The following is a 17,939-nucleotide window of genomic DNA, read 5'->3' as shown; positions in this document are numbered from 1 at the left end:
CAAACCCTCCGCGCCGTCGTCGACTGGTCCTGGGACCTCCTCGACCACCACGAACGCACCGTCCTGCGCCGCCTCTCCGTCTTCGCCGGAGGCTGCGATCTGGCGGCCGTCGAAGCCGTCTGCGCCGACCCCCGGGACCGGGACGGCGGCGGTACGGACGCTCTCACCGCCCTCGGCACCCTGGTCGACAAGTCGCTCGTGGTCGCCGCCCCCGGCGACGGCTCCGCCATGCGCTACCGCCTCCTCGAAACCGTCGCCGAATACGCCGCCGACCGCCTCGACGCCGCCGGGGAACGGGATACCGCCGAGCGCCGCCACCTCGTCCACTACCGGGAGCTGGTCCGAACCACCGACCCGCTGCTCCGCTGCTCCGAACAGCTCGCGGCCCTCGGGCTGTTCGACCTGGAGTACGAGAACCTGCGCACCGCGCTCCGCCGGGCCGTCGCCGCCCGCGACGAGCAGGAGACGCTCTGCCTGGTGATGTACCTCGGCTGGTACTGGCAGTTGAAGGATCTGCGGACCGAGAGCCACCACTGGAGCACGGCCGCCAGGGAACTGGGGCCCGACCCCTACGCCCCGGACACCGGCCCCGCGGAACCGCTGTTCGAACGGTTCACGGAAGCCCCGCCGCCGCTGGGACCCGAACTGCTCGCGGAGGCGCGCCGCGGCAACGAACTGCTGCGCATGGTGACCCTCAACCGTGACTACGATCTGTGGACCACACCGGAGAATCTGGCGCGGCTGCGGCAGATCACCCGGGTCTACCGGCCCGGGCTGCCGCAGCTGTGCCGTTTCCCGGGCAATCTGTGGTTCTTCGCGGTCCTGCTGACCGACGACGGGACAGGGCTGCCGGACATGCTCGACACGCTCGTCCGGTCCTGCCGGGAGTACGGGTACGAGTGGGAGCTGGCAGTCGCCGTCCAGTTCCGCGCCAATGTGCTGTCCGACCGTTCACCCTGGTCCGAGGGGGCGTTCGCGTCCGCCGACGAGGCCCGGCAGATCTTCACCCGGCTCGGGGACTCCTGGGGCGCCGCGGAGGCCCTCGCGGCCCGTGCGGAGGCCCGGGAGCGGCGCGGTGACTTCGCCGAGGCCGTGGCGGACTACCAGGAGGCCCTGCTCTATGTCGCACGTATCGGCGCCCCCAGCCACGAGGCCGTGCTGCGGGCCCGGCTCGGTGGTGCGCTGCTGGAGCTGGGCGGCGCATCGGCCGAGCGCGGCGAGGTGATCGTCCGGGACGTGGTGGCGGCCCAGGGGGACCGGGTCCACGAGGCGACCGCCATCTCCCGGATCCTCCTCGGCATATGGCTCGGCCGCACCGGGCGGCGCGACGAGGCGCGGGAGCTGCTGACCGGACTGATGGAATTGTTCGGCGCCAGCCGGCTGCTGGTCTTCCACGGCATGGTGAAGGGCTATCTCGCCTGGCTGGACCATCAGGACGGGCGGCACCCGGAGGCGTACGAAGCGGCCGTGGACGCGATGAGGATGGCGGCCCAACCGCTCAGCACCATGATCGCCCCCCAGTTCCTGGCGACCCATCTGGTGACGGTGGCGGGCACCCTGGCCGCGGTGGATCCGGGCCGGGCCCGGGACGCGGCGCGCCTGCTCGCCGTCGCGGACACCCGGCGGCCGCCCGGCGCCTGCCTTCCCGCCTGGGAGCGCGAGGCCCGGGAGCTGATCGGGGCGGAGCTGCGGACGGCCCTTGGCGATGCGGAGTTCACAGCGGCGTACGAAGAGGGCGGCGGCCTCTCGGTCGAGGAGGCCACCGCCCTGGTGTGATGCCGATGCCGTCCGGGCGGCGGTACGGCTGTACCGGCCGCCGGGACGGCACCACGGGTCGGCTCGTGCGGAACCGGCCGCCGGGGCGGTACCGGGTCGGCTCGTGCGGAACCGGCCGCGGGGGCGGTACCGGGTCGGCTCGTGCGGAACCGGCCGCGGGGGCGGTACCGGGTCAGCTCTTGCGGAACCGGGCCACCGCGAGCGGTGCCGTGACGACGGTGATGGCCACGGTCCAGGCGAGCGTCACCCCGACGGGCTCGGCGAGTGCGCCGCCGTTGATCAGGGCCCGGGCCGCGTCCGCGAGGTTCGACAGCGGGTTGTACTCGGTGAAGGCCTCCAGCCAGCCCGGCATCGTCGACGGCGGGGCGAAGATGGACGAACCGAACTGCAGCGGCATCAGGACCAGCATCGCGACGCCCTGCACCGCCTGAGGGTTGGGCATCGCGATGCCCAGCAGGATGAAGACCCACATCAGGGATGCGCCGAAGACGATGGACAGGCCCATCGCGGCCAGCACTTCCAGGAAGGACGTCTTGACGTCCAGACCCAGCAGGAAGCCCATGCCCAGCAGGATCACCATCGCCACCGTCATCCGGCCGACCTCGACGACGATCTTGGCGATCAGTACCGAGGCGCGGGCGATCGGCATCGAGCGGAAGCGGTCCATCACCCCCTTCTTGAAGTCGTCGTTGACTCCGGTGCCGACGGCCATGGCGATGTTCATGCCCATCATGGCCATCAGGCCGGGGACGACGTAGTTGACGTAGTCGTTCTGGTTGCCCTTGCCGGAGATCGCGCCGCCGAAGACGTACACGAACAGCAGAGTGAAGATCACGGGCATCAGCAGGACGTCGAACATCGACTCCGGATCGTGTTTGATCTGGAGGGTGTTGCGCCGGGCCAGGGCCCCGATATGGCGCAGATGGGAGCGGAGCCCGATCCGGGGTTCGTCCCGCTGCCCGGTGGCCCCGGCGGGTGCGGTTCCGGTGGGCTCGGCGGCCTTCGCCGGAGCCGCCGGTCCCGTCTCGGTGACGGGTCCCGTCGTCGTACGCGTACCGGTGCTCATGCCGCCTTGCCCTTCCGGCCGGCCGGGCCGGCTTCCTCCGCTGCCGGGTGCGCGGGCGCCCCGGTGATGGCCAGGAAAACTTCGTCGAGACTGGGCAGCCGGGTGCCGATGTCGGCTATGCCGAAGCCGTACGAGCCCAGGACCCCGATGACGGCGGTGAGCTGGACGTCCGCCAGGATCGGCACGGACAGCGCCTCCCCGTCGTCGGTGACCGCCGAACCGCTGACGCCGTCGAGTCCGGTCTCGGCGAGCGCCCGCGCCATCGCGGGGAGATCCGCCGGGTCCACGGGCCGGATCAGGAGCGTCCGGCCGCCGACCCTGGCCTTGAGCTGGTCGACCCGGCCGCTCTCGATGACCCGGCCCCGGTCGATCACGGTCAGCTCGTGCGCGAGCTGCTCGGCCTCCTCCATGTACTGCGTGGTGAGGAGGACGGTGGTGCCCTCGCCGACCATGCTCCGCACCTCGGCCCAGACCTCGTTGCGGGTCCGCGGGTCGAGACCGGTGGTGGGTTCGTCGAGATAGAGCACGCTGGGCCGCCCGACGAGGGAAGCGGCCAGGTCGAGCCTGCGGCGCATTCCGCCGGAGTACGTCCCGGCGGGCCGTTTGGCGGCGTCGGTCAGCGAGAACCGCTCCAGCAGCTCGTCCGCGCGGGTCCGGGCGTCCCGGCGGGAGAGGTCGAGCAGCCGCCCGATCATGTAGAGGTTCTCCCGGCCGGGCAGCTTCTCGTCCACGGAGGCGTACTGCCCGGTGAGCCCGATGACCCGGCGCAGTCCGCGGGGCTGGCGCACCACGTCGTACCCGGCGACGGTGGCGGTGCCCGCGTCGGGTGTGACCAGGGTGGACAGACACCGGACGAGAGTGGTCTTGCCCGCCCCGTTGGGGCCGAGGACCCCGAGGACCGTTCCTTCGCGGACGTCGAGGTCCACGCCGTCGAGGGCCTTGGTCGTGCCGTAGTGCTTGACCAGCCCCCGCACCTCGACGGCAGTGCTCCCGGTGCGGTCCGGGATGGTGTCGATGAGCGTCATGGGCAACAGACTGCCGGACGCCACCGACAATCGACCGACAGACGACCGACAGGCGGTCGGCCGAGGGCCGGCGGCCCGCCGGCGCACGGCCGACGCACGGCCGACGGCCCGCCGGCGGGGGATGACCGGCGGGCCGTCGTCGGTGCCGAGGAGGTCCGGGAAGGAGTCCTAGTGGAAGGTGTGCTCTTCCTGAGGGAACGTTCCGCCGATGACGTCGTCCGCGAAGGCCTTCGCCGCGTCCCCCAGTGTCCGCCGCAGGTCGGCGTACTGCTTGGTGAACCGGGGCACCTTCCCCCCGGTCAGCCCGGCCATATCGGTCCAGACGAGGACCTGCGCGTCGGTTCCGGCGCCCGCGCCGATGCCGATGGTCGGAATGTGGAGGGAGCGGGTGACCTCGGCGGCGAGTCCGGCGGGGACGAGTTCGAGGACGACCGCGAACGCGCCCGCCTCCTGCGCGGCCTTGGCGTCCCGCAGCAGCCGGTGGGCGGCCTCGTCGTCGCGTCCCTGCACCCGGTACCCCATGGTGTTCACCGACTGCGGGGTGAGCCCGAGGTGGGACATGACGGGGATGCCCGCCTGCACGATCAGTTCGGTCTGCGGGAGGGAGCGTTCGCCGCCTTCGAGCTTGACCGCGCCGACCCCGGCCTCCTTGACGAGGCGGGTGGCGTGCCGCAGCGCCTGGACCGGGCCTTCCTGGTACGAGCCGAAGGGCAGGTCGCCGACGACGAGCGCGCGCGAGGTGCCCCGGACGACGGCGGCCGAGAGCAGCGTCATCTCGTCCATCGTGACGGGCACGGTCGTGTCGTAGCCGAGATGGGTGTTCCCCATGGAGTCGCCGACCAGGATCACCGGGATCCCGGCCTCGTCGAAGACGGACGCGGTCATCGCGTCGTAGGCGGTGAGCATGGGCCACTTCTCGCCGCGCTCCTTGGCGGCGGCGATGTCGTGGACGGTGATGCGGCGGGTTCCCTTGCCGCCGTACAGCGACCTGCTGTCGGCGGCAGGCTTCTGGGCAGCCTGAAGCGTCATGACCTACGGCTCCTTATGTCATCTCGTGGCGCCCTGACGGCGTCCCCGGATCACCCCCATGGTGGCACTTCGTGCCGCCCCGTGAAAGGGGCGGGGTCCGCGAGGCACCTCGGAGGCACGGCGGCGCGCCCGGACGCCGGGCCTACCGGTCCGTCCCCACCTGGGTGGATTTGTGGGAACCGCCGCGTCCACGGGGGGCGTCCTCATGGGGGTACGGCCGCCCCGGGGCGGTGAACGCAGTAACGTCATCGCCTAGTGTCAGGACCGAAGCTCGGTGCGTGACGGCGCAAGGCAGTGAGGACGACGCGGATGGTTCAGGCGTACAAGGCGGAGACGGGGAGCGGTGGTCCGGGGGACCTCGGGGAACCCGCGCCCCGCCCGGACGGCCGGTTCCGGCGCCTGCGGACCGTCGGACCGTTCCGTCCGTGGCGGGACGGCGGCCTGTGGCGGCGCGGCATCGTCATCGCGGTCCTGGCGGTCGGCGTCGCGCTGTTCACGGCTCTGCACGCCCGTGTACCCAACCGGATAGGCAATCTGGGGTCCCTGTCGGAGACGTTCCTCCCCTGGCTGCCGGCCCTGGCGGTGCCGCTGCTGCTGGCCGCGCTCTGGCGGCGTTCGGCGACGGCGCTGCTGGCGCTGCTGCTCCCGGCGGTGGTCTGGCTGAACCTCTTCGGGGGGCTGCTCACCGACAAGTCGGGCAGCGGCGGGGACATCACGGTCGCCTCGCACAATGTCAACGCCCAGAACCCGGATCCGGAGGGTACGGCGCGCGATCTGGCGGAGTCCGGCGCGGACGTCCTGGCGCTCCAGGAGCTGGCGCAGAGTCAGGTGGCGGCCTACCGGACGGGGTTGCGGGGTACGTACAAGTACCACACGGTCCAGGGCACGGTCGGGCTGTGGAGCAAGTACCCGCTGAAGAAGTCCGCTCCGGTCGATATCCGGATGGGCTGGACCCGGGCGCTGCGCTCCACGGTCGCCACTCCCCGCGGGGACATCGCTGTCTACGTGGCCCATATGCCGTCCGTACGGGTCAAGATGCACGCCGGGTTCACGGCCAACGAGCGCGACAAGAGCGCCGACGCGCTGGGCGAGGCGATCGCGTTGGAGGACGTCGGCAAGGTGGTGCTGCTCGGCGATCTCAACGGCACGATGAACGACCGGGCGCTGCGGGCCGTGACCTCGCAGATGCGGTCAACGCAGGGTGCCGCGGGGCACGGTTTCGGCTTCAGCTGGCCCGCGTCGTTCCCGATGGCGCGGATCGACCAGATCCTGGTGAAGGGGCTGGAGCCGGTGGCGTCGTGGACGCTGCCCCGTACGGCCAGTGACCATCTGCCGATAGCGGCCAGTATCGAGCTGGACTGATCCGGTCACCGAGGGCGCCCCGGCGGTTGCGGGGCGCCCTTTCACCGGCCCCCGGAGGTAGACAATGCCGTACGCCCCCGGTCGCCGGGGCGGTCGGGGGCGTACGGGTTCCGGGTCGCTTCTTCGGACCGGAAGGCGTCTCCGGTCAGGAGGCGTGCTCCCGCCAGCGGTTGGTGATCGGCAGCCGGCGGTCCTTGCCGAAGCCCTTCGCGGAGATCTTGGTGCCCGGCGGGTACTGCCGCCGCTTGTACTCCGCGGTGTCCACCAGCCGCAGCACCCGCGCGACCAGTTCCTCGTCGTACCCGGCGGCGACGATCGCCGCCCGGCCGCGGTCCCGGTCCACGTACAGCTCCAGGATCGCGTCCAGCACGTCGTAGTCCGGCAGCGAATCGGTGTCCACCTGGTCCGGGCGCAGCTCGGCGCTCGGCGGTTTGGTGATCGACGCCTCCGGGATCGGCGGGGTCTCGCCGCGCTCCGCCGCGACCCGGTTGCGCCACCGCGCCAGGCGGAACACCGTGGACTTGTAGACGTCCTTGATCGGCCCGTACGCGCCCACCGAGTCGCCGTACAGCGTGGAGTAGCCCACCGCCAGCTCGGACTTGTTGCCCGGGGCCAGGACGATATGGCCCTCCTCGTTGGAGACCGCCATCAGCAGGGTGCCGCGCAGCCGCGACTGGAGGTTCTCCTCGGCCAGCCCGGTGAGCCCGAGGGCACCCATATAGGCGTCGAACATCGGCTCGATGGAGACGGTGCGGAAGTGGAGTCCGGTACGGCGCGCCAGTTCGGCGGCGTCGTCCCGGGAGTGCTGCGAGGAGTACTTCGACGGCATGGAGATGCCGTACACGTTCCCGGCGCCCAGCGCGTCGCAGGCGATCGCGGCCACCAGCGCCGAGTCGATACCGCCGGAGAGGCCCACCAGAACCGAGCGGAAACCGTTCTTCACGGTATAGGCGCGGAGTCCGGTGACCAGAGCCGCGTACACCTCGGCATCGTCGTCGAGCCGCTCCGCGTACCCGCCGGTGAACTCGGGCCGGTAGGCCGCCACCGGCTCTTCGGAGACCACCGCGTGGTCGATCCGCAGACCGTCGTCGACGACACCGGACGGCGGCACCGGGGCCGCCGCCGGGAGGTCGAGATCGACGAGGAGCAGGGTCTCCTCGAACTGCGGGGCACGGGCGATCACCTCGCCCGCCGCGTCCACGACGATGGAGTCGCCGTCGAAGACCAGCTCGTCCTGGCCGCCGGTCGTGGCGCAGTACGCGACGGTGCAGCCCGCCTCCTGGGCACGCTTGCGCACCAGGTCGAGCCGGGTGTCGTCCTTGTCGCGCTCGTACGGCGAGGCGTTCACGGAGATCAGCAGCCCGGCCCCGGCGGAGCGGGTGGCGGGCACCCGGCCGCCGTCCTGCCACAGGTCCTCGCAGATCGCCAGCGCCACGTCCACGCCCCGGACCCGGACCACCGGCATGGTGTCGCCGGGCACGAAGTACCGGAACTCGTCGAAGACGCCGTAGTTCGGCAGATGGTGCTTGGCGAAACCGAGGACCACCTCGCCGCCGTGGAGGACGGCCGCCGCGTTGCGGGGCGCGCCCGCGGGCTGGCCGTACTTCGGCTGCGCGGTCTCGGAGCGGTCGAGATAGCCGACGATCACCGGCACCCCGCCCAGGCCCTCGGCCGCCAGCCGGGCGGCGAGGGACACGAGGGTCGCGCGGGAGGCGTCCACGAACGACGACCGCAGCGCGAGGTCCTCCACGGGGTAGCCGGTGAGCATCATCTCGGGGAAGGCCACGAGATGCGCACCCTGCTCGGCCGCCTGCCGGGTGCGCCGGACGACCGCGTCGGCGTTGCCGCCGAGGTCGCCGACCGTCGCGTCGATCTGATTCAGGGCGAGACGTAGTTGAGGCACGGCCCCAGTGTAATCGTCTTTCTGACGCGATGTCCCGGGGGCGGGGTGTGGGCCGCCCCACGCGCGGCCGCTCGCGGGCCCCGTCCACGGCGGACGGGGCCCGTCCACGATCCGGCGCCGGGCCTTGTCCGCCCCTGTTACTTTCGGTAACCCAGGACTGTCATCATTCCCGCCTCCGCGTGGTAGACGTTATGGCAGTGGATCATCCACAGCCCCGGGTTGTCGGCGTCGAAGTCGGCGGTCAGGGTGCCGTTCGGCAGGATGACCGCGGTGTCCTTGCGCGCGCCCTGTGCCGTACCGCCGACGGCGAAGGTGTGGCCGTGCAGATGGAGCGGGTGCCACATCTCCGTCGGATTGCGGAACACCAGCCGGACCCGCTCTCCGGCCCGGACCTCGTGGCGCGGGTCCGGGGTGTACGGCTTGCCGTCGAACGCCCAGTCGTACTTCGCCATCCCGCCGGTCAGCTCGATCTCGATCTCGCGGTCCGGCTTGCGGGCGGGGAGCGCGACCGAGGCGTCGGCGCGCAGCTTGTCCGCGGTCAGCACCCGCCGGGTCAGCTCCGCGGGGCGTACGGTCGCCGCGGGAGCGGCCCCGCCGCCGGTACGGAGCAGGGCCAGCGCCGTGGCGTTCTTGCCCTCCGCGACCGCCACCAGCGGGAAGACCCCGTCGCCCGCGGTGACGACGGCGTCGTACCGCTCGCCCATGCCCAGCAGCAGGGCGTCCGTCTTCGCGGGCGCGACGGGGAAGCCGTCGGTGTGGGTCACGGTCAGCTCATGGCCGCCGAGGGCGATCCGGAACGCCGTGTCGCCCCCCGCGTTGACGATCCGCAGCCGGATCCGGTCGCCGGGCTTCGCGCTGAAGGACGCCGGGGCCTTCGGCGTCCGCCCGTTGATCAGATAGTGCGGGTACGCCACATCGCCCGCGTCCCCGCCGAGCAGGTCGCTCTTGGCGCCCATCATCATCCGCGAAGGGCCCGCCCCGCCCGGACCGGGGGTCTTGGCGGCGGCCGGCCGCCGGGCCCCGGAGTAGCTGCCCCGGCCGCCCATGGCGGTGGTCCCGGCCGCGCCGTGGCCCTCGTGGCCGCCGCCGCTCATCATGCCCTTGCTGAGTTCGGTCAGGACGGCGTCGGGGGTGGAGCCGTCGATCCCGTCGACCCAGTCGTCGAGCACGATCACCCACTCCTTGTCGTACTTCAGCGGCTCCTTCGGGTCCTCGACGATCAGCGGCGCGTACAGGCCGCGGTCCTGCTGGACGCCCGAGTGCGGGTGGAACCAGTACGTGCCGGGGTGTGCGACCGTGAACCGGTAGTCGAAGGTGCCGCCCGCCTTCACGGGGGCCTGCGTCAGACCGGGCACACCGTCCATGTCGTTGCGCAGGGCCAGCCCGTGCCAGTGCAGGGACGTCGTGTCGGGGAGGTTGTTGACGAGGGTCAGCGCCAGGGTGTCCCCGGCGGTGACCCGCACCTCCTGGCCGGGCAGCCGGTCCCCGTACAGCCAGGTCTTCGCCGTGACCCCGCCGAGGTCGACCGTCCCGGGCGTGGCGGTGAACCGCACCTTCCGCTCGGGCCCCCTGCCGCGATTCGCCTCCGCGGCCTTCACTTCCGGGCCGTCAGGGGCCACGAATCCCTTGTCGCCCCCGCCGCCCGCGCTCGCGCCGCCGCTTCCGCCGCCGCTGTGTCCCGCGTGGCCGCCGCCCTTGCCGCCGTCCGGCCCGGAGCAGGCGGTGAGGGCCGCCGTACCGGCGACGGCCAGTGAAGCGCCCAGGAGGGTACGGCGATGGATGAACTTCTTCATGGGAATGCACCTCGTGCTGTCGGTCTGTGGGTACGGCCCGGGAGGGGCCGTACGGATCCGTCACGCGTGCCGCCCTCCACGGGCGGCCTGCGCGTTCCTAGATCCGCAGGACCGAAAGCTGTGCGAGACGTATACGAGGCGGCGGGGGCCGCGGCGAGGCCGGGGCTCGGGCGGCCCTGCCGGCGCGGGCAGGCGCCGGTACGGCCGCGCGCCGCCGCAGCCAGGCGCCCGCGAGGAGCAGCAGCGCGACCCCGAAGGCGCCGAGGACGGCGAGACAGACCTGCATCGGGTCCATCACCCCGGGGGAGGGCCCGCTGTTCCGCAGGAAGGTCCCGGGGGTGGTGGACGGTGCGTGCCCGCGGTCCCGCGCGGAGGAGTCCTGTACGGAGAGGTTCTGTACGGAGGAGTCCTGTACGGAGGCGACGGAAGCCGCTGGCGGTGCGTGCCCTGTGGAGGCGGAGGCCGCCGGGGGTGCGTGACCGCGCGCGACGGCGCCGCGTACACCCGCCGGGGCGCCGGCCCCTGCCGCGGCCCCTGTGCCGTCCCCCGCCGGTGCGGGATCCGCGTGCAGCGGGGTGTGGACGGCCGATCCGCCCGAGCCGTGACCCGACGACGGATGGCCCACGGTGTGCATGGTGGCGATCCCGAACAGCAGCGCGATGAACAGCAACAGCCGTCCCGTCCGCGTTCCCTGGGCCTTCACCATGATCCGCATACTACCCCCACCGGGTATACGATACGGCCGCAGGCGACGGAACCGGTCAGCTGTGCGAGATCATGGACCGATGACCGCCGCACTCATAGCCATCGGCGCCCTCGTCTACACCGCGTGGCTCCTGGAAGTCGTCCTGACGACGGGGCTCGACCCGGTACAGACCTATGTCAGCGAACTCGCCGCCCAGGACCAGCCCTTCGGCGGGCTCTTCCGGGCCACCGATCTGGCCGCGGGTTCCCTCGTGTTCGCGGGCGCCGCCCTCGCCCTCGCGCACACCCTGCGCGCCCGGCACACCCCGCGCCGGCCCTGGACCGTGATCGGCTGGGCGGGCGTCACGCTCTTCGGCGCCGCGACCGCCGTCGACTCCCGGCTGCCGCTGAGCTGCACGCCCACCGCCGACCCCGAGTGCGCCGCCCGCGAGACCGCGGGCCTGGTCCCCGCCACCCACACCGCGCACGCCGTCAGCAGCTCCCTCGCCATGACCGGCGCCCTGGTCGGCATGGTCGCCCTCACCCTGGCCGCCCGCCGCTACGGCCTCCTGCCCGAACTGGCCCGCTTCGGCCCGCCGCTCGTCGCCCTGGAACTGCTCGCCACCGGCTGGACGCTGGCGTCCGTCGCCGCCTTCGAGGCCGGGAACGGCACCTGGGCCCTCGGCGCCGGGCAGCGGCTCCAGGTGCTCTTCGTGGCAGTCTGGCTGGGACTGCTCGCGCTCTCCGTGACCCGGGAGGCGCGACGGTCGCGGAACCGGGAGCCGCGGGAGCCGCGGGACCCGGGGCGGACGACGGACCCGCGGAGCGCGGGCGGTACGGAACGGCCGGAGGCGGTGGCAGGGTGACGTTCGTACGGATCGGCGGCGTACCGCACCATGTGGTCGTGGAGGGCAGCGGGCCCGTCTGTGTGCTCAGCGCCGGACTCGGTCTGGCCTGGTTCGACTGGGACCCGGTCGTACCGCTGCTCGCCCCGCACCGCACGGTCGTCCGCTTCGACCGCCCCGGGCACGGGCTGAGCGCCCCCGCCGGCGCGGCGCCCACGGCCGCCGGGGAGGCCCACCGCATCGCCGCGGTCCTCGACGCGGCAGGACTGCGGGACCGGCCCGCCACCGTCGTCGGTCACTCCATCGCCGGATTCCACGCCGAGGCGTTCGCCCGGCTCCATCCGGGCCGTACCACCGGTGTCGTCCTCGTCGACTCCAGCGTCGAAGAGCACGCCGCCGCCCCCGCTGCGCCCGCCGTGCGCACCGCGGTGGCCCTGGCCGCGGGCACCGCGCTGGGCGCCGCCGGGGTACCGGCCGCCTTCGGGCCGCCCGTGCGAAGGCTCGTGGTCCGGCTCTCGCGGACGGGCGGCGGGGATCCGGCCCCGGCGGATCAGGTCCGGGCCGTCTACGGCACCACCCGCGTCCTGCGCGGCGCACTGCTGGAGAACGCCCACTACCGGGCCGTCGCCGCCGAACTCCTCGCCCTGCGCAAGCGCCGGCCGCTGCCGCCGGGCGCGCCCGTCACCGTCCTCGCCGCGGCCTCCGGCGGACGCGGCTGGACCGCCCGCCAGCGGGCCCTCGCGCTGCTGCTGGGGGCCCGCTTCAGGGAGACCGGACCGGCCGGTCATCTGCTGATGCTCGACCGGCCGGACGCGGTCGCCGAAGCCGTACTGGATCCGGCGGTACGGCCCCGAGGCCCCGGACCGGCACCGCGCGCCGAGCCTTCGTCACCGCCCGGCCGCTGACCGGCCCCGACCAGCCGGAATACCCAGGCCGCCGGACCGGACCGCACGGACGCTCAGCCGCGGCATCAGGCCCGTGCGTACACCTTCTCCATCCACCCGGCGAGCTGCTCGTCCGAGAGGTGCTGCGCCAGATCCGCCTCGCTGATCATGCCGACCAGCTTCTTCCCCTCGATGACCGGCAGCCGCCGGATCTGGTGCTCCTGCATCTCCTGAAGCACCTCGCCCACGCCGGATCCGGCCGCTATCCACCGGGGCGTGCCCCGGGCCATCTCGCCCGCCGTGACCTTCGCCGGATCGTGGCCGAGCGCCACACAGCCGATGACGATGTCCCGGTCGGTGAGGATGCCGCAGAGCCGTTCCTGCGCATCGGCGATGGGCAGTGCGCCCACGTTCAGGCGGGCCATCAACTGGGCCGCCCGGTCGAGGGTCTCGTGGGCCGGGATCCACTGGGCCCCGGGGTGCATGATGTCCTTGGCTGTGGTCATGACGTTCGCGTCTCCTCGCACTCGGCGGCCCGCGGCCGGACCCGGACCGGTACCCGACTCCATGGTCGTTCCGCCGTTCGGGGGATGCGACCGCGCTGAGCCGAACGGGTGAGCCGAGGGTCCGCGCCGCGCCCGTACTGCATCTGCGCGACGAGTACCCGGCGGCGGCGGAACGACACGGCCCGTCAGCGGGCGGCCGGTGTGCCGCTCCCGGACACCGGAAGCGGCACACGGCCCCTCGGGCGCAACCGCGCGCAATGGGGCGCACCGAAAATGCACCGGCGCGCACCCTGTGTGCCCGCCCGCGGCGCCTACTCCTCCGGCTGCGCCCCGCGGTCCTTCAGCATCCCCGTCATCAGCCCGACCTCCGAACGCTGGCCCTGGACCATGCCCTCGGCGAGCTGCCGCTCGACGCCGGGAGAGCACAGGTCCACACAGCCCTGCGCCATGTCCACCCCGCCCTTGTGGTGGGCGATCATCAGCCGGAGGTACGAGATTTCGGCCTCCTTGCCGCTGAGCGTCCCGAGCCTCTCCAACTGCTCCGGAGTGGCCATGCCGGGCATCCGGACGTCGGCCGTCTTCGCGCTGTGACCGGAGTGGGCCCCGCCCTCGGCCATCCACGCCATCGGCTCCCGGTCCGGCGCGATCTGCGCCAGACCCCACTGGTCCAGCCAGCCCTGCATCATGCCGCGCTGATTGGCCTGGGTGTTGATGATGTCGTACGCCAGCCGGCGCACCTCCTCGTTCTGCGTACGGTCGCGCACGATGAACGACATCTCCACCGCCTGCTGGTGGTGCAGGGACATGTCCCGCGCGAAACCGGCGTCCGCCGAGTCCGTCGCCGGGGCGCGGGACGCGGAGCCGCCGTCGCCCGCCGAGGCGACCGTGGCCGCCCCGGCGAAGAGCAGCGCGGCCACCACGGCGCCCACGGCGGTCCAGTGGGTCCGGGTCATCGCGGTCATTTGCCCTCCACCCCGCCCGAGCAGGTGGCGCCCTTCTCCGGGGTCTGCTCCCCGAGGACGTACTTCGAGAAGAACTTGTTCACCCGCGGGTCGTCCGCCGAATCGACGGTGAGCTGCTTGCCCCACGCGGTCAGCATGATCGCGCCCGCCTGGTCCTTGTACGGGCTCATCAGGGAGTAGGACGTGTCCTTGACCTTCTTCTCCAGCTTCTCGATATCGCCCTTGGCGGCCTTGTCGGTGTACGTCACCCAGACCGCGCCGTGCTCCAGCGAGTGGACGGCGTTCTCGTTGGGGATCGGCTCCTTGTAGACCTTGGCGTCGCAGTTCATCCACGCCTGGTGGTGATCGCCGCCGACCGGAGGCTTGTCCGGGTAGCTCACCGCGCCCTTCACATGCGTCTGGCCGAGCTTCTTGGCATCCCAGACCTTCTCGCCCGTGATGGGCTCCTTCCGCTCCGCGACGGCCTGCTTCTCCTCCGCGTTGTCCTTGGTGATCACAAAGACGCCGAAGCCGACGAGCCCGGCCACGACGACACCGCTGATGCCGATCGTGAGCATGCGGTTGCGCCGCTCGCGGGCCGCTTCGATCTTCCGCGCCGCCTCTATTCGGGCCCGGCGGTCGTGGGCGGCGTTGTTCTTCGAGTAGCTCTTGGAGGTCTTCTTGCCGGAAGTCATGGGGTGTGCGTCCTTCGTCGGGGAGTGATGCGCCTGGCCATGAGGCTGCGATCAACACGGGGGATGGGCAAGGGTGCGAGCCGGCCGTAGCGGAAGTCCGGCCGGCCGGATCCGAAAAGAGACGACCTAGATCCGCAACACCTGAAGGACATGCAGGCCGGGTGCGCGCGGCAGGGGACCGGAACGGTCGGGTCCGCCGAGATCGGGCCGGACGGCCGGGGTCCGCGGGGACGCGGCCGTCAGCGGCGGGGCGGCCGGCGGCGGCACGGTGAGCACCGCCGCGCCCACGACCGGGCGCAGCCCGCAGGGGCCGCCGTCGTACGGACACGAGAACGCGGGGGCGCTGTCACGGGCGGCCGCGCGGGGCGCATGGTCGTCATCGGCCGCGTTCAGACAGAGGAAGAGCGCGCCGAGGAGCGTCGCGGCGGCACTCAGCAGTGCCACGGGACGCGTGGTGCGCGCGAGGCGGCCGAGCCGTTGACCCCCCATAGCCGCAGATCGTAGCGAGGGCGGCGGCTCCGTACCTCATACGGGGCGGTAATCGGTCCTTCGTACCTTCCGGTGTACTGCCTGTCGTACGGTCCGGGTCCTTCCCGTACCGCCCGTGCAACCGGTCCCGTACCGCCCGCCGTACCGGTCCCGTACGGCCCTCGGACCGGTCCCGCACGGCCCGCCGCACCGGACGGTGGCCGCTTTCCGACCCCCGGGCGCTCGGGTGTCGCACCCGTCCCGTGGGCCTCGGGGTCGTCTCGACGTGCCCCCTGGCACACAATGGGGCTCAGCCCGGGTATGCAACCTGCCGGAAACCCGTGGATGCGATGCTCTGCGGGAGCGGGCTGGCTCGACCGGCAACGATTGGGTGGATGGGAAGCCGCAATGGACAAGCAGCAGGAATTTGTGCTCCGCACACTGGAGGAGCGCGACATCCGCTTCGTGCGTCTCTGGTTCACCGATGTGCTGGGCTTCCTGAAGTCCGTCGCCGTCGCGCCCGCCGAACTGGAACAGGCGTTTGACGAGGGCATCGGCTTCGACGGCTCCGCCATCGAGGGTTTCGCCCGGGTCTACGAATCCGACATGATCGCCAAGCCGGATCCCGGCACCTTCCAGATCCTGCCCTGGCGCGCCGAGGCCCCCGGCACCGCCCGGATGTTCTGCGACATCCTCATGCCGGACGGCTCGCCGTCCTTCGCGGACCCCCGCTTCGTCCTCAAGCGGATGCTGGCCAGGGCCTCCGATCTCGGCTTCACCTTCTACACCCACCCCGAGATCGAGTTCTTCCTGCTGAAGGACAAGCCCGTCGACGGCAGCCGCCCGGTGCCCGCCGACAACTCCGGCTACTTCGACCACACCCCGCAGAACGTCGGAATGGACTTCCGCCGCCAGGCCATCACGATGCTGGAGTCCATGGGCATCTCGGTCGAGTTCAGCCACCACGAGGGCGCCCCCGGCCAGCAGGAGATCGACCTGCGCTACGCCGACGCGCTCTCCACCGCCGACAACATCATGACCTTCCGGCTGGTCATGAAGCAGGTCGCGCTGGAGCAGGGTGTGCAGGCCACGTTCATGCCCAAGCCCTTCAGCGAGTATCCCGGCTCCGGGATGCACACCCACCTCTCCCTCTTCGAGGGGGACCGGAACGCCTTCTACGAGTCCGGCGCCGAGTACCAGCTCTCCAAGATCGGCCGCTCGTTCATCGCCGGACTGCTGCGCCACGCCGCCGAGATCTCCGCCGTCACCAACCAGTGGGTGAACTCCTACAAGCGCATCTGGGGCGGCTCGGCCCGCAGCGCGGGCGCGGGCGGCGAGGCACCTTCGTACATCTGCTGGGGCCACAACAACCGCTCGGCGCTCATCCGGGTCCCGATGTACAAGCCGGGCAAGACGGGCTCGTCGCGGGTGGAGATGCGGTCCATCGACTCCGGCGCCAACCCCTATCTGACCTATGCGGTCCTGCTCGCCGCCGGGCTGCGGGGCATCGAGCAGGGGTACGACTTGCCGCCCGGTGCCGACGACGACGTCTGGGCCCTCTCCGACGCCGAACGCCGCGCGATGGGCATCGAGCCCCTGCCGCAGAACCTGGGCGAGGCGATCTCGCTGATGGAGCGGAGCGAACTGGTCGCCGAGACCCTCGGTGAGCACGTCTTCGACTTCTTCCTCCGCAACAAGAAGCAGGAGTGGGAGGAGTACCGCTCCGAGGTCACCGCCTTCGAGCTGCGGAAGAACCTTCCGGTGCTGTAAGTGCAGGTCAGAGCGGGTAGAACCCGGAACTGAGGCTCAGGGCCGACGGTCGCGAACCGTCGGCCCTGAGCCGTCTCACCGGCCCTGGGCCGTCTCTGGGCCGTCGGGCGTCGAACCGGCACCGTCGTAGAGCCCATCCACGGCCCGGCGGGCACGCCCGTCGCTGCTCGGCATGAGGTGCGTGTAGACCCGCAGGGTGAAGCCGGGGTCGCCGTGGCCCAGGTACGTGCTGAGCGCCTTGACGTTCTCGCCGGCGTCCAGGAGGACGGATGCGTAGAAGTGCCTCAGCGCGTGCATGCCGTGCTCGCGGGCCGCCTGGTGGCGCTCGCCCTCCTTCGGCTCCGGAATGACGCCGGCCTGGACGAGAGCGAACTTCCACACGCGGGTGTTGAAGTCGGTCCGTCGGACGGCCCCGCCGCCCGTGAGAGAGAAGAACAGCCGCTTGGTGATGAGTGGCCCGTCGGGCTTCAACCACGGCAGGGAGACGTCAACCGGCGGGAATTCCTTGGCGTGCTCGCGGAGAACCCGAGCGACCTGGCGGGGGAGCGGGACGTCTCGCTCCTGTCCACGCTTCGGCGGGCCGAATACCAGGTGTCCGTTGACTACCTTCACCTGATTAGCCACGCGCGGACGGCGGCATCGTCGGGCGGGTTGTGCAGGGTGGTGGTGTCCATGACGTCCGGGGCGGCGGCGCTGGGGGCGTTGTGGTGTCCGGTGCCGTAGAAGATGATCCGGATGTTGCTCAACTCGACTTACCTCCCCTGCCGTTCCGCTCCGGACTTTCCGGTGCGATCGCACGCAACCAGTCGAAGCGGACACCTCTCCCGAACGGCCATGCCGCGCCCTCCTTGTGGGCAACTCCGTACGAAGAGCAGGTAACCACGCCAAGCCTGTGGATAAGGGAGAGCGATTCCCCGAACAGGCCAGCCCAACTCGGGATGAAAGGGTAATTGCTTTTATGATCCTGGCATTTTAGAGCAAAATGCCCCGATGCTCGCCACCCGAAGCGGCCGAAGGGGTGAGCTGTCCAAAGTTTCTTTACTGGATCAAGGCGGCCCGCTGACGCGGGCCGCGGGGGGGGGGGGGCCCCCCCCCCCCCCGGGCGCGGCCCCCCCCCCCCCCCCCCCCCCCGCCCCCCCCCCCCCCCCCCCCCCCCCCCCCCCGCCGCCCCCCGCCGCCCCGCGGAAAAAAA

The 17,939-nt window shown here is 71.9% G+C and carries 16 protein-coding genes and 1 pseudogene; 5 read left to right on the top strand and 12 right to left on the bottom strand.

Features of this window, described 5'->3' with window-relative positions:
- The coding region (locus tag ACIQ9E_RS20140; RefSeq protein ID WP_403708812.1) for an ATP-binding protein at nucleotides 1-1,776 on the top strand (1,776 nt) is incomplete at its 5' end.
- Between the two features lie 172 nt (nucleotides 1,777-1,948).
- Here ACIQ9E_RS20140 and ACIQ9E_RS20135 read toward each other — a convergent pair.
- The 3 genes from ACIQ9E_RS20135 to panB form a co-directional block, all read right to left on the bottom strand.
- On the bottom strand, nucleotides 1,949-2,842 hold the full coding sequence (locus tag ACIQ9E_RS20135) for an ABC transporter permease (protein WP_403708810.1): 894 nt from the start codon (nucleotides 2,840-2,842) through the stop codon (nucleotides 1,949-1,951).
- Nucleotides 2,839-3,867 (bottom strand): ATP-binding cassette domain-containing protein, encoded by a 1,029-nt coding sequence (locus tag ACIQ9E_RS20130; protein WP_403708808.1) that lies wholly within the window; start codon nucleotides 3,865-3,867, stop codon nucleotides 2,839-2,841. Before ACIQ9E_RS20130 ends, ACIQ9E_RS20135 begins: the two co-directional genes overlap by 4 nt.
- 168 nt (nucleotides 3,868-4,035) lie before the next feature.
- Entirely contained in the window at nucleotides 4,036-4,896 is an 861-nt protein-coding gene (panB, locus tag ACIQ9E_RS20125; protein WP_403708806.1) for a 3-methyl-2-oxobutanoate hydroxymethyltransferase, read from the bottom strand.
- A 309-nt stretch (nucleotides 4,897-5,205) separates the two neighbouring features.
- Between panB and ACIQ9E_RS20120 the strand changes: the two genes are divergently transcribed.
- Nucleotides 5,206-6,258, top strand: a complete 1,053-nt coding sequence (locus tag ACIQ9E_RS20120) for an endonuclease/exonuclease/phosphatase family protein (protein WP_403708804.1) — start codon at nucleotides 5,206-5,208, stop codon at nucleotides 6,256-6,258.
- A gap of 145 nt (nucleotides 6,259-6,403) precedes the next feature.
- Here the strand turns inward: ACIQ9E_RS20120 and ACIQ9E_RS20115 are convergent, their stop codons facing one another.
- The 3 genes from ACIQ9E_RS20115 to ACIQ9E_RS20105 all read right to left on the bottom strand — a co-directional run bounded on the left by ACIQ9E_RS20115 (nucleotide 6,404) and on the right by ACIQ9E_RS20105 (nucleotide 10,660).
- The gene (locus tag ACIQ9E_RS20115; protein ID WP_403708802.1) at nucleotides 6,404-8,161 is read right to left on the bottom strand and encodes an NAD+ synthase; all 1,758 of its coding nucleotides are present in this window, start codon (nucleotides 8,159-8,161) and stop codon (nucleotides 6,404-6,406) included.
- A 137-nt stretch (nucleotides 8,162-8,298) separates the two neighbouring features.
- Entirely contained in the window at nucleotides 8,299-9,954 is a 1,656-nt protein-coding gene (locus tag ACIQ9E_RS20110) for a multicopper oxidase family protein (RefSeq protein ID WP_403708800.1), read from the bottom strand.
- Nucleotides 9,955-10,051: 97 nt separating this feature from the next.
- Entirely contained in the window at nucleotides 10,052-10,660 is a 609-nt protein-coding gene (locus ACIQ9E_RS20105) for a hypothetical protein (RefSeq protein ID WP_403708798.1), read from the bottom strand.
- Nucleotides 10,661-10,739: 79 nt separating this feature from the next.
- Here ACIQ9E_RS20105 and ACIQ9E_RS20100 point away from each other — a divergent pair, with 79 nt between their 5' ends.
- Together ACIQ9E_RS20100 and ACIQ9E_RS20095 are read left to right on the top strand one after the other, a co-directional pair.
- Nucleotides 10,740-11,504, top strand: a complete 765-nt coding sequence (locus ACIQ9E_RS20100) for a DUF998 domain-containing protein (RefSeq protein WP_403708796.1) — start codon at nucleotides 10,740-10,742, stop codon at nucleotides 11,502-11,504.
- On the top strand, nucleotides 11,501-12,388 hold the full coding sequence (locus ACIQ9E_RS20095) for an alpha/beta fold hydrolase (protein WP_403708794.1): 888 nt from the start codon (nucleotides 11,501-11,503) through the stop codon (nucleotides 12,386-12,388). The genes ACIQ9E_RS20100 and ACIQ9E_RS20095 overlap by 4 nt, the downstream gene beginning before the upstream one ends.
- Nucleotides 12,389-12,453: 65 nt before the next feature.
- Here ACIQ9E_RS20095 and ACIQ9E_RS20090 read toward each other — a convergent pair whose 3' ends face one another.
- From ACIQ9E_RS20090 to ACIQ9E_RS20075, 4 genes are all read right to left on the bottom strand, one after another.
- Nucleotides 12,454-12,873 (bottom strand): CBS domain-containing protein, encoded by a 420-nt coding sequence (locus ACIQ9E_RS20090; RefSeq protein WP_403708792.1) that lies wholly within the window; start codon nucleotides 12,871-12,873, stop codon nucleotides 12,454-12,456.
- Nucleotides 12,874-13,184: 311 nt separating this feature from the next.
- A complete protein-coding gene (locus ACIQ9E_RS20085) occupies nucleotides 13,185-13,835 on the bottom strand; it encodes a DUF305 domain-containing protein (protein ID WP_403708790.1) in 651 nt (216 codons plus the stop codon).
- Nucleotides 13,832-14,509: a DUF3105 domain-containing protein gene (locus ACIQ9E_RS20080; protein WP_403708788.1), complete on the bottom strand. Its 678-nt coding sequence runs from the start codon at nucleotides 14,507-14,509 to the stop codon at nucleotides 13,832-13,834. The genes ACIQ9E_RS20085 and ACIQ9E_RS20080 overlap by 4 nt, the downstream gene beginning before the upstream one ends.
- 126 nt (nucleotides 14,510-14,635) lie before the next feature.
- On the bottom strand, nucleotides 14,636-14,998 hold the full coding sequence (locus ACIQ9E_RS20075; RefSeq protein ID WP_403708786.1) for a hypothetical protein: 363 nt from the start codon (nucleotides 14,996-14,998) through the stop codon (nucleotides 14,636-14,638).
- A 387-nt stretch (nucleotides 14,999-15,385) separates the two neighbouring features.
- On the opposite strand from ACIQ9E_RS20075, the gene ACIQ9E_RS20070 reads away from it, so the two are divergent.
- Nucleotides 15,386-16,747, top strand: coding sequence for a glutamine synthetase family protein (locus ACIQ9E_RS20070; protein WP_403708784.1), 1,362 nt, complete (start codon nucleotides 15,386-15,388; stop codon nucleotides 16,745-16,747).
- Nucleotides 16,748-16,822: 75 nt separating this feature from the next.
- Here the strand turns inward: ACIQ9E_RS20070 and ACIQ9E_RS20065 are convergent.
- A pseudogene (locus tag ACIQ9E_RS20065) lies at nucleotides 16,823-17,371 on the bottom strand (tyrosine-type recombinase/integrase); the annotation flags it as partial.
- The gene (locus ACIQ9E_RS20060) at nucleotides 17,356-17,493 is read right to left on the bottom strand and encodes a hypothetical protein (protein ID WP_403708782.1); all 138 of its coding nucleotides are present in this window, start codon (nucleotides 17,491-17,493) and stop codon (nucleotides 17,356-17,358) included. The gene ACIQ9E_RS20060 and the pseudogene ACIQ9E_RS20065, both read right to left, overlap by 16 nt.
- Nucleotides 17,494-17,939: the final 446 nt, after the last annotated feature.

The sequence above is a fragment of the Streptomyces sp. NPDC094448 genome (assembly GCF_044763775.1).
Lineage (GTDB): Bacteria > Actinomycetota > Actinomycetes > Streptomycetales > Streptomycetaceae > Streptomyces.
Note: the sequence above shows the minus strand (reverse complement) of the source record. Positions and strands in the feature narration are given on the sequence as shown.

Coding starts and splice junctions, on each gene's coding strand:
- panB (WP_403708806.1), bottom strand. CDS start 4,896: ATGACGCTTCAGGCTGCCCAGAAGCCTGCCGCCGACAGCAGGTCGCTG.
- ACIQ9E_RS20090 (WP_403708792.1), bottom strand. CDS start 12,873: ATGACCACAGCCAAGGACATCATGCACCCCGGGGCCCAGTGGATCCCG.
- ACIQ9E_RS20130 (WP_403708808.1), bottom strand. CDS start 3,867: ATGACGCTCATCGACACCATCCCGGACCGCACCGGGAGCACTGCCGTC.
- ACIQ9E_RS20085 (WP_403708790.1), bottom strand. CDS start 13,835: ATGACCGCGATGACCCGGACCCACTGGACCGCCGTGGGCGCCGTGGTG.
- ACIQ9E_RS20135 (WP_403708810.1), bottom strand. CDS start 2,842: ATGAGCACCGGTACGCGTACGACGACGGGACCCGTCACCGAGACGGGA.
- ACIQ9E_RS20100 (WP_403708796.1), top strand. CDS start 10,740: ATGACCGCCGCACTCATAGCCATCGGCGCCCTCGTCTACACCGCGTGG.
- ACIQ9E_RS20120 (WP_403708804.1), top strand. CDS start 5,206: ATGGTTCAGGCGTACAAGGCGGAGACGGGGAGCGGTGGTCCGGGGGAC.
- ACIQ9E_RS20070 (WP_403708784.1), top strand. CDS start 15,386: ATGGACAAGCAGCAGGAATTTGTGCTCCGCACACTGGAGGAGCGCGAC.
- ACIQ9E_RS20105 (WP_403708798.1), bottom strand. CDS start 10,660: ATGGTGAAGGCCCAGGGAACGCGGACGGGACGGCTGTTGCTGTTCATC.
- ACIQ9E_RS20075 (WP_403708786.1), bottom strand. CDS start 14,998: ATGGGGGGTCAACGGCTCGGCCGCCTCGCGCGCACCACGCGTCCCGTG.
- ACIQ9E_RS20110 (WP_403708800.1), bottom strand. CDS start 9,954: ATGAAGAAGTTCATCCATCGCCGTACCCTCCTGGGCGCTTCACTGGCC.
- ACIQ9E_RS20080 (WP_403708788.1), bottom strand. CDS start 14,509: ATGACTTCCGGCAAGAAGACCTCCAAGAGCTACTCGAAGAACAACGCC.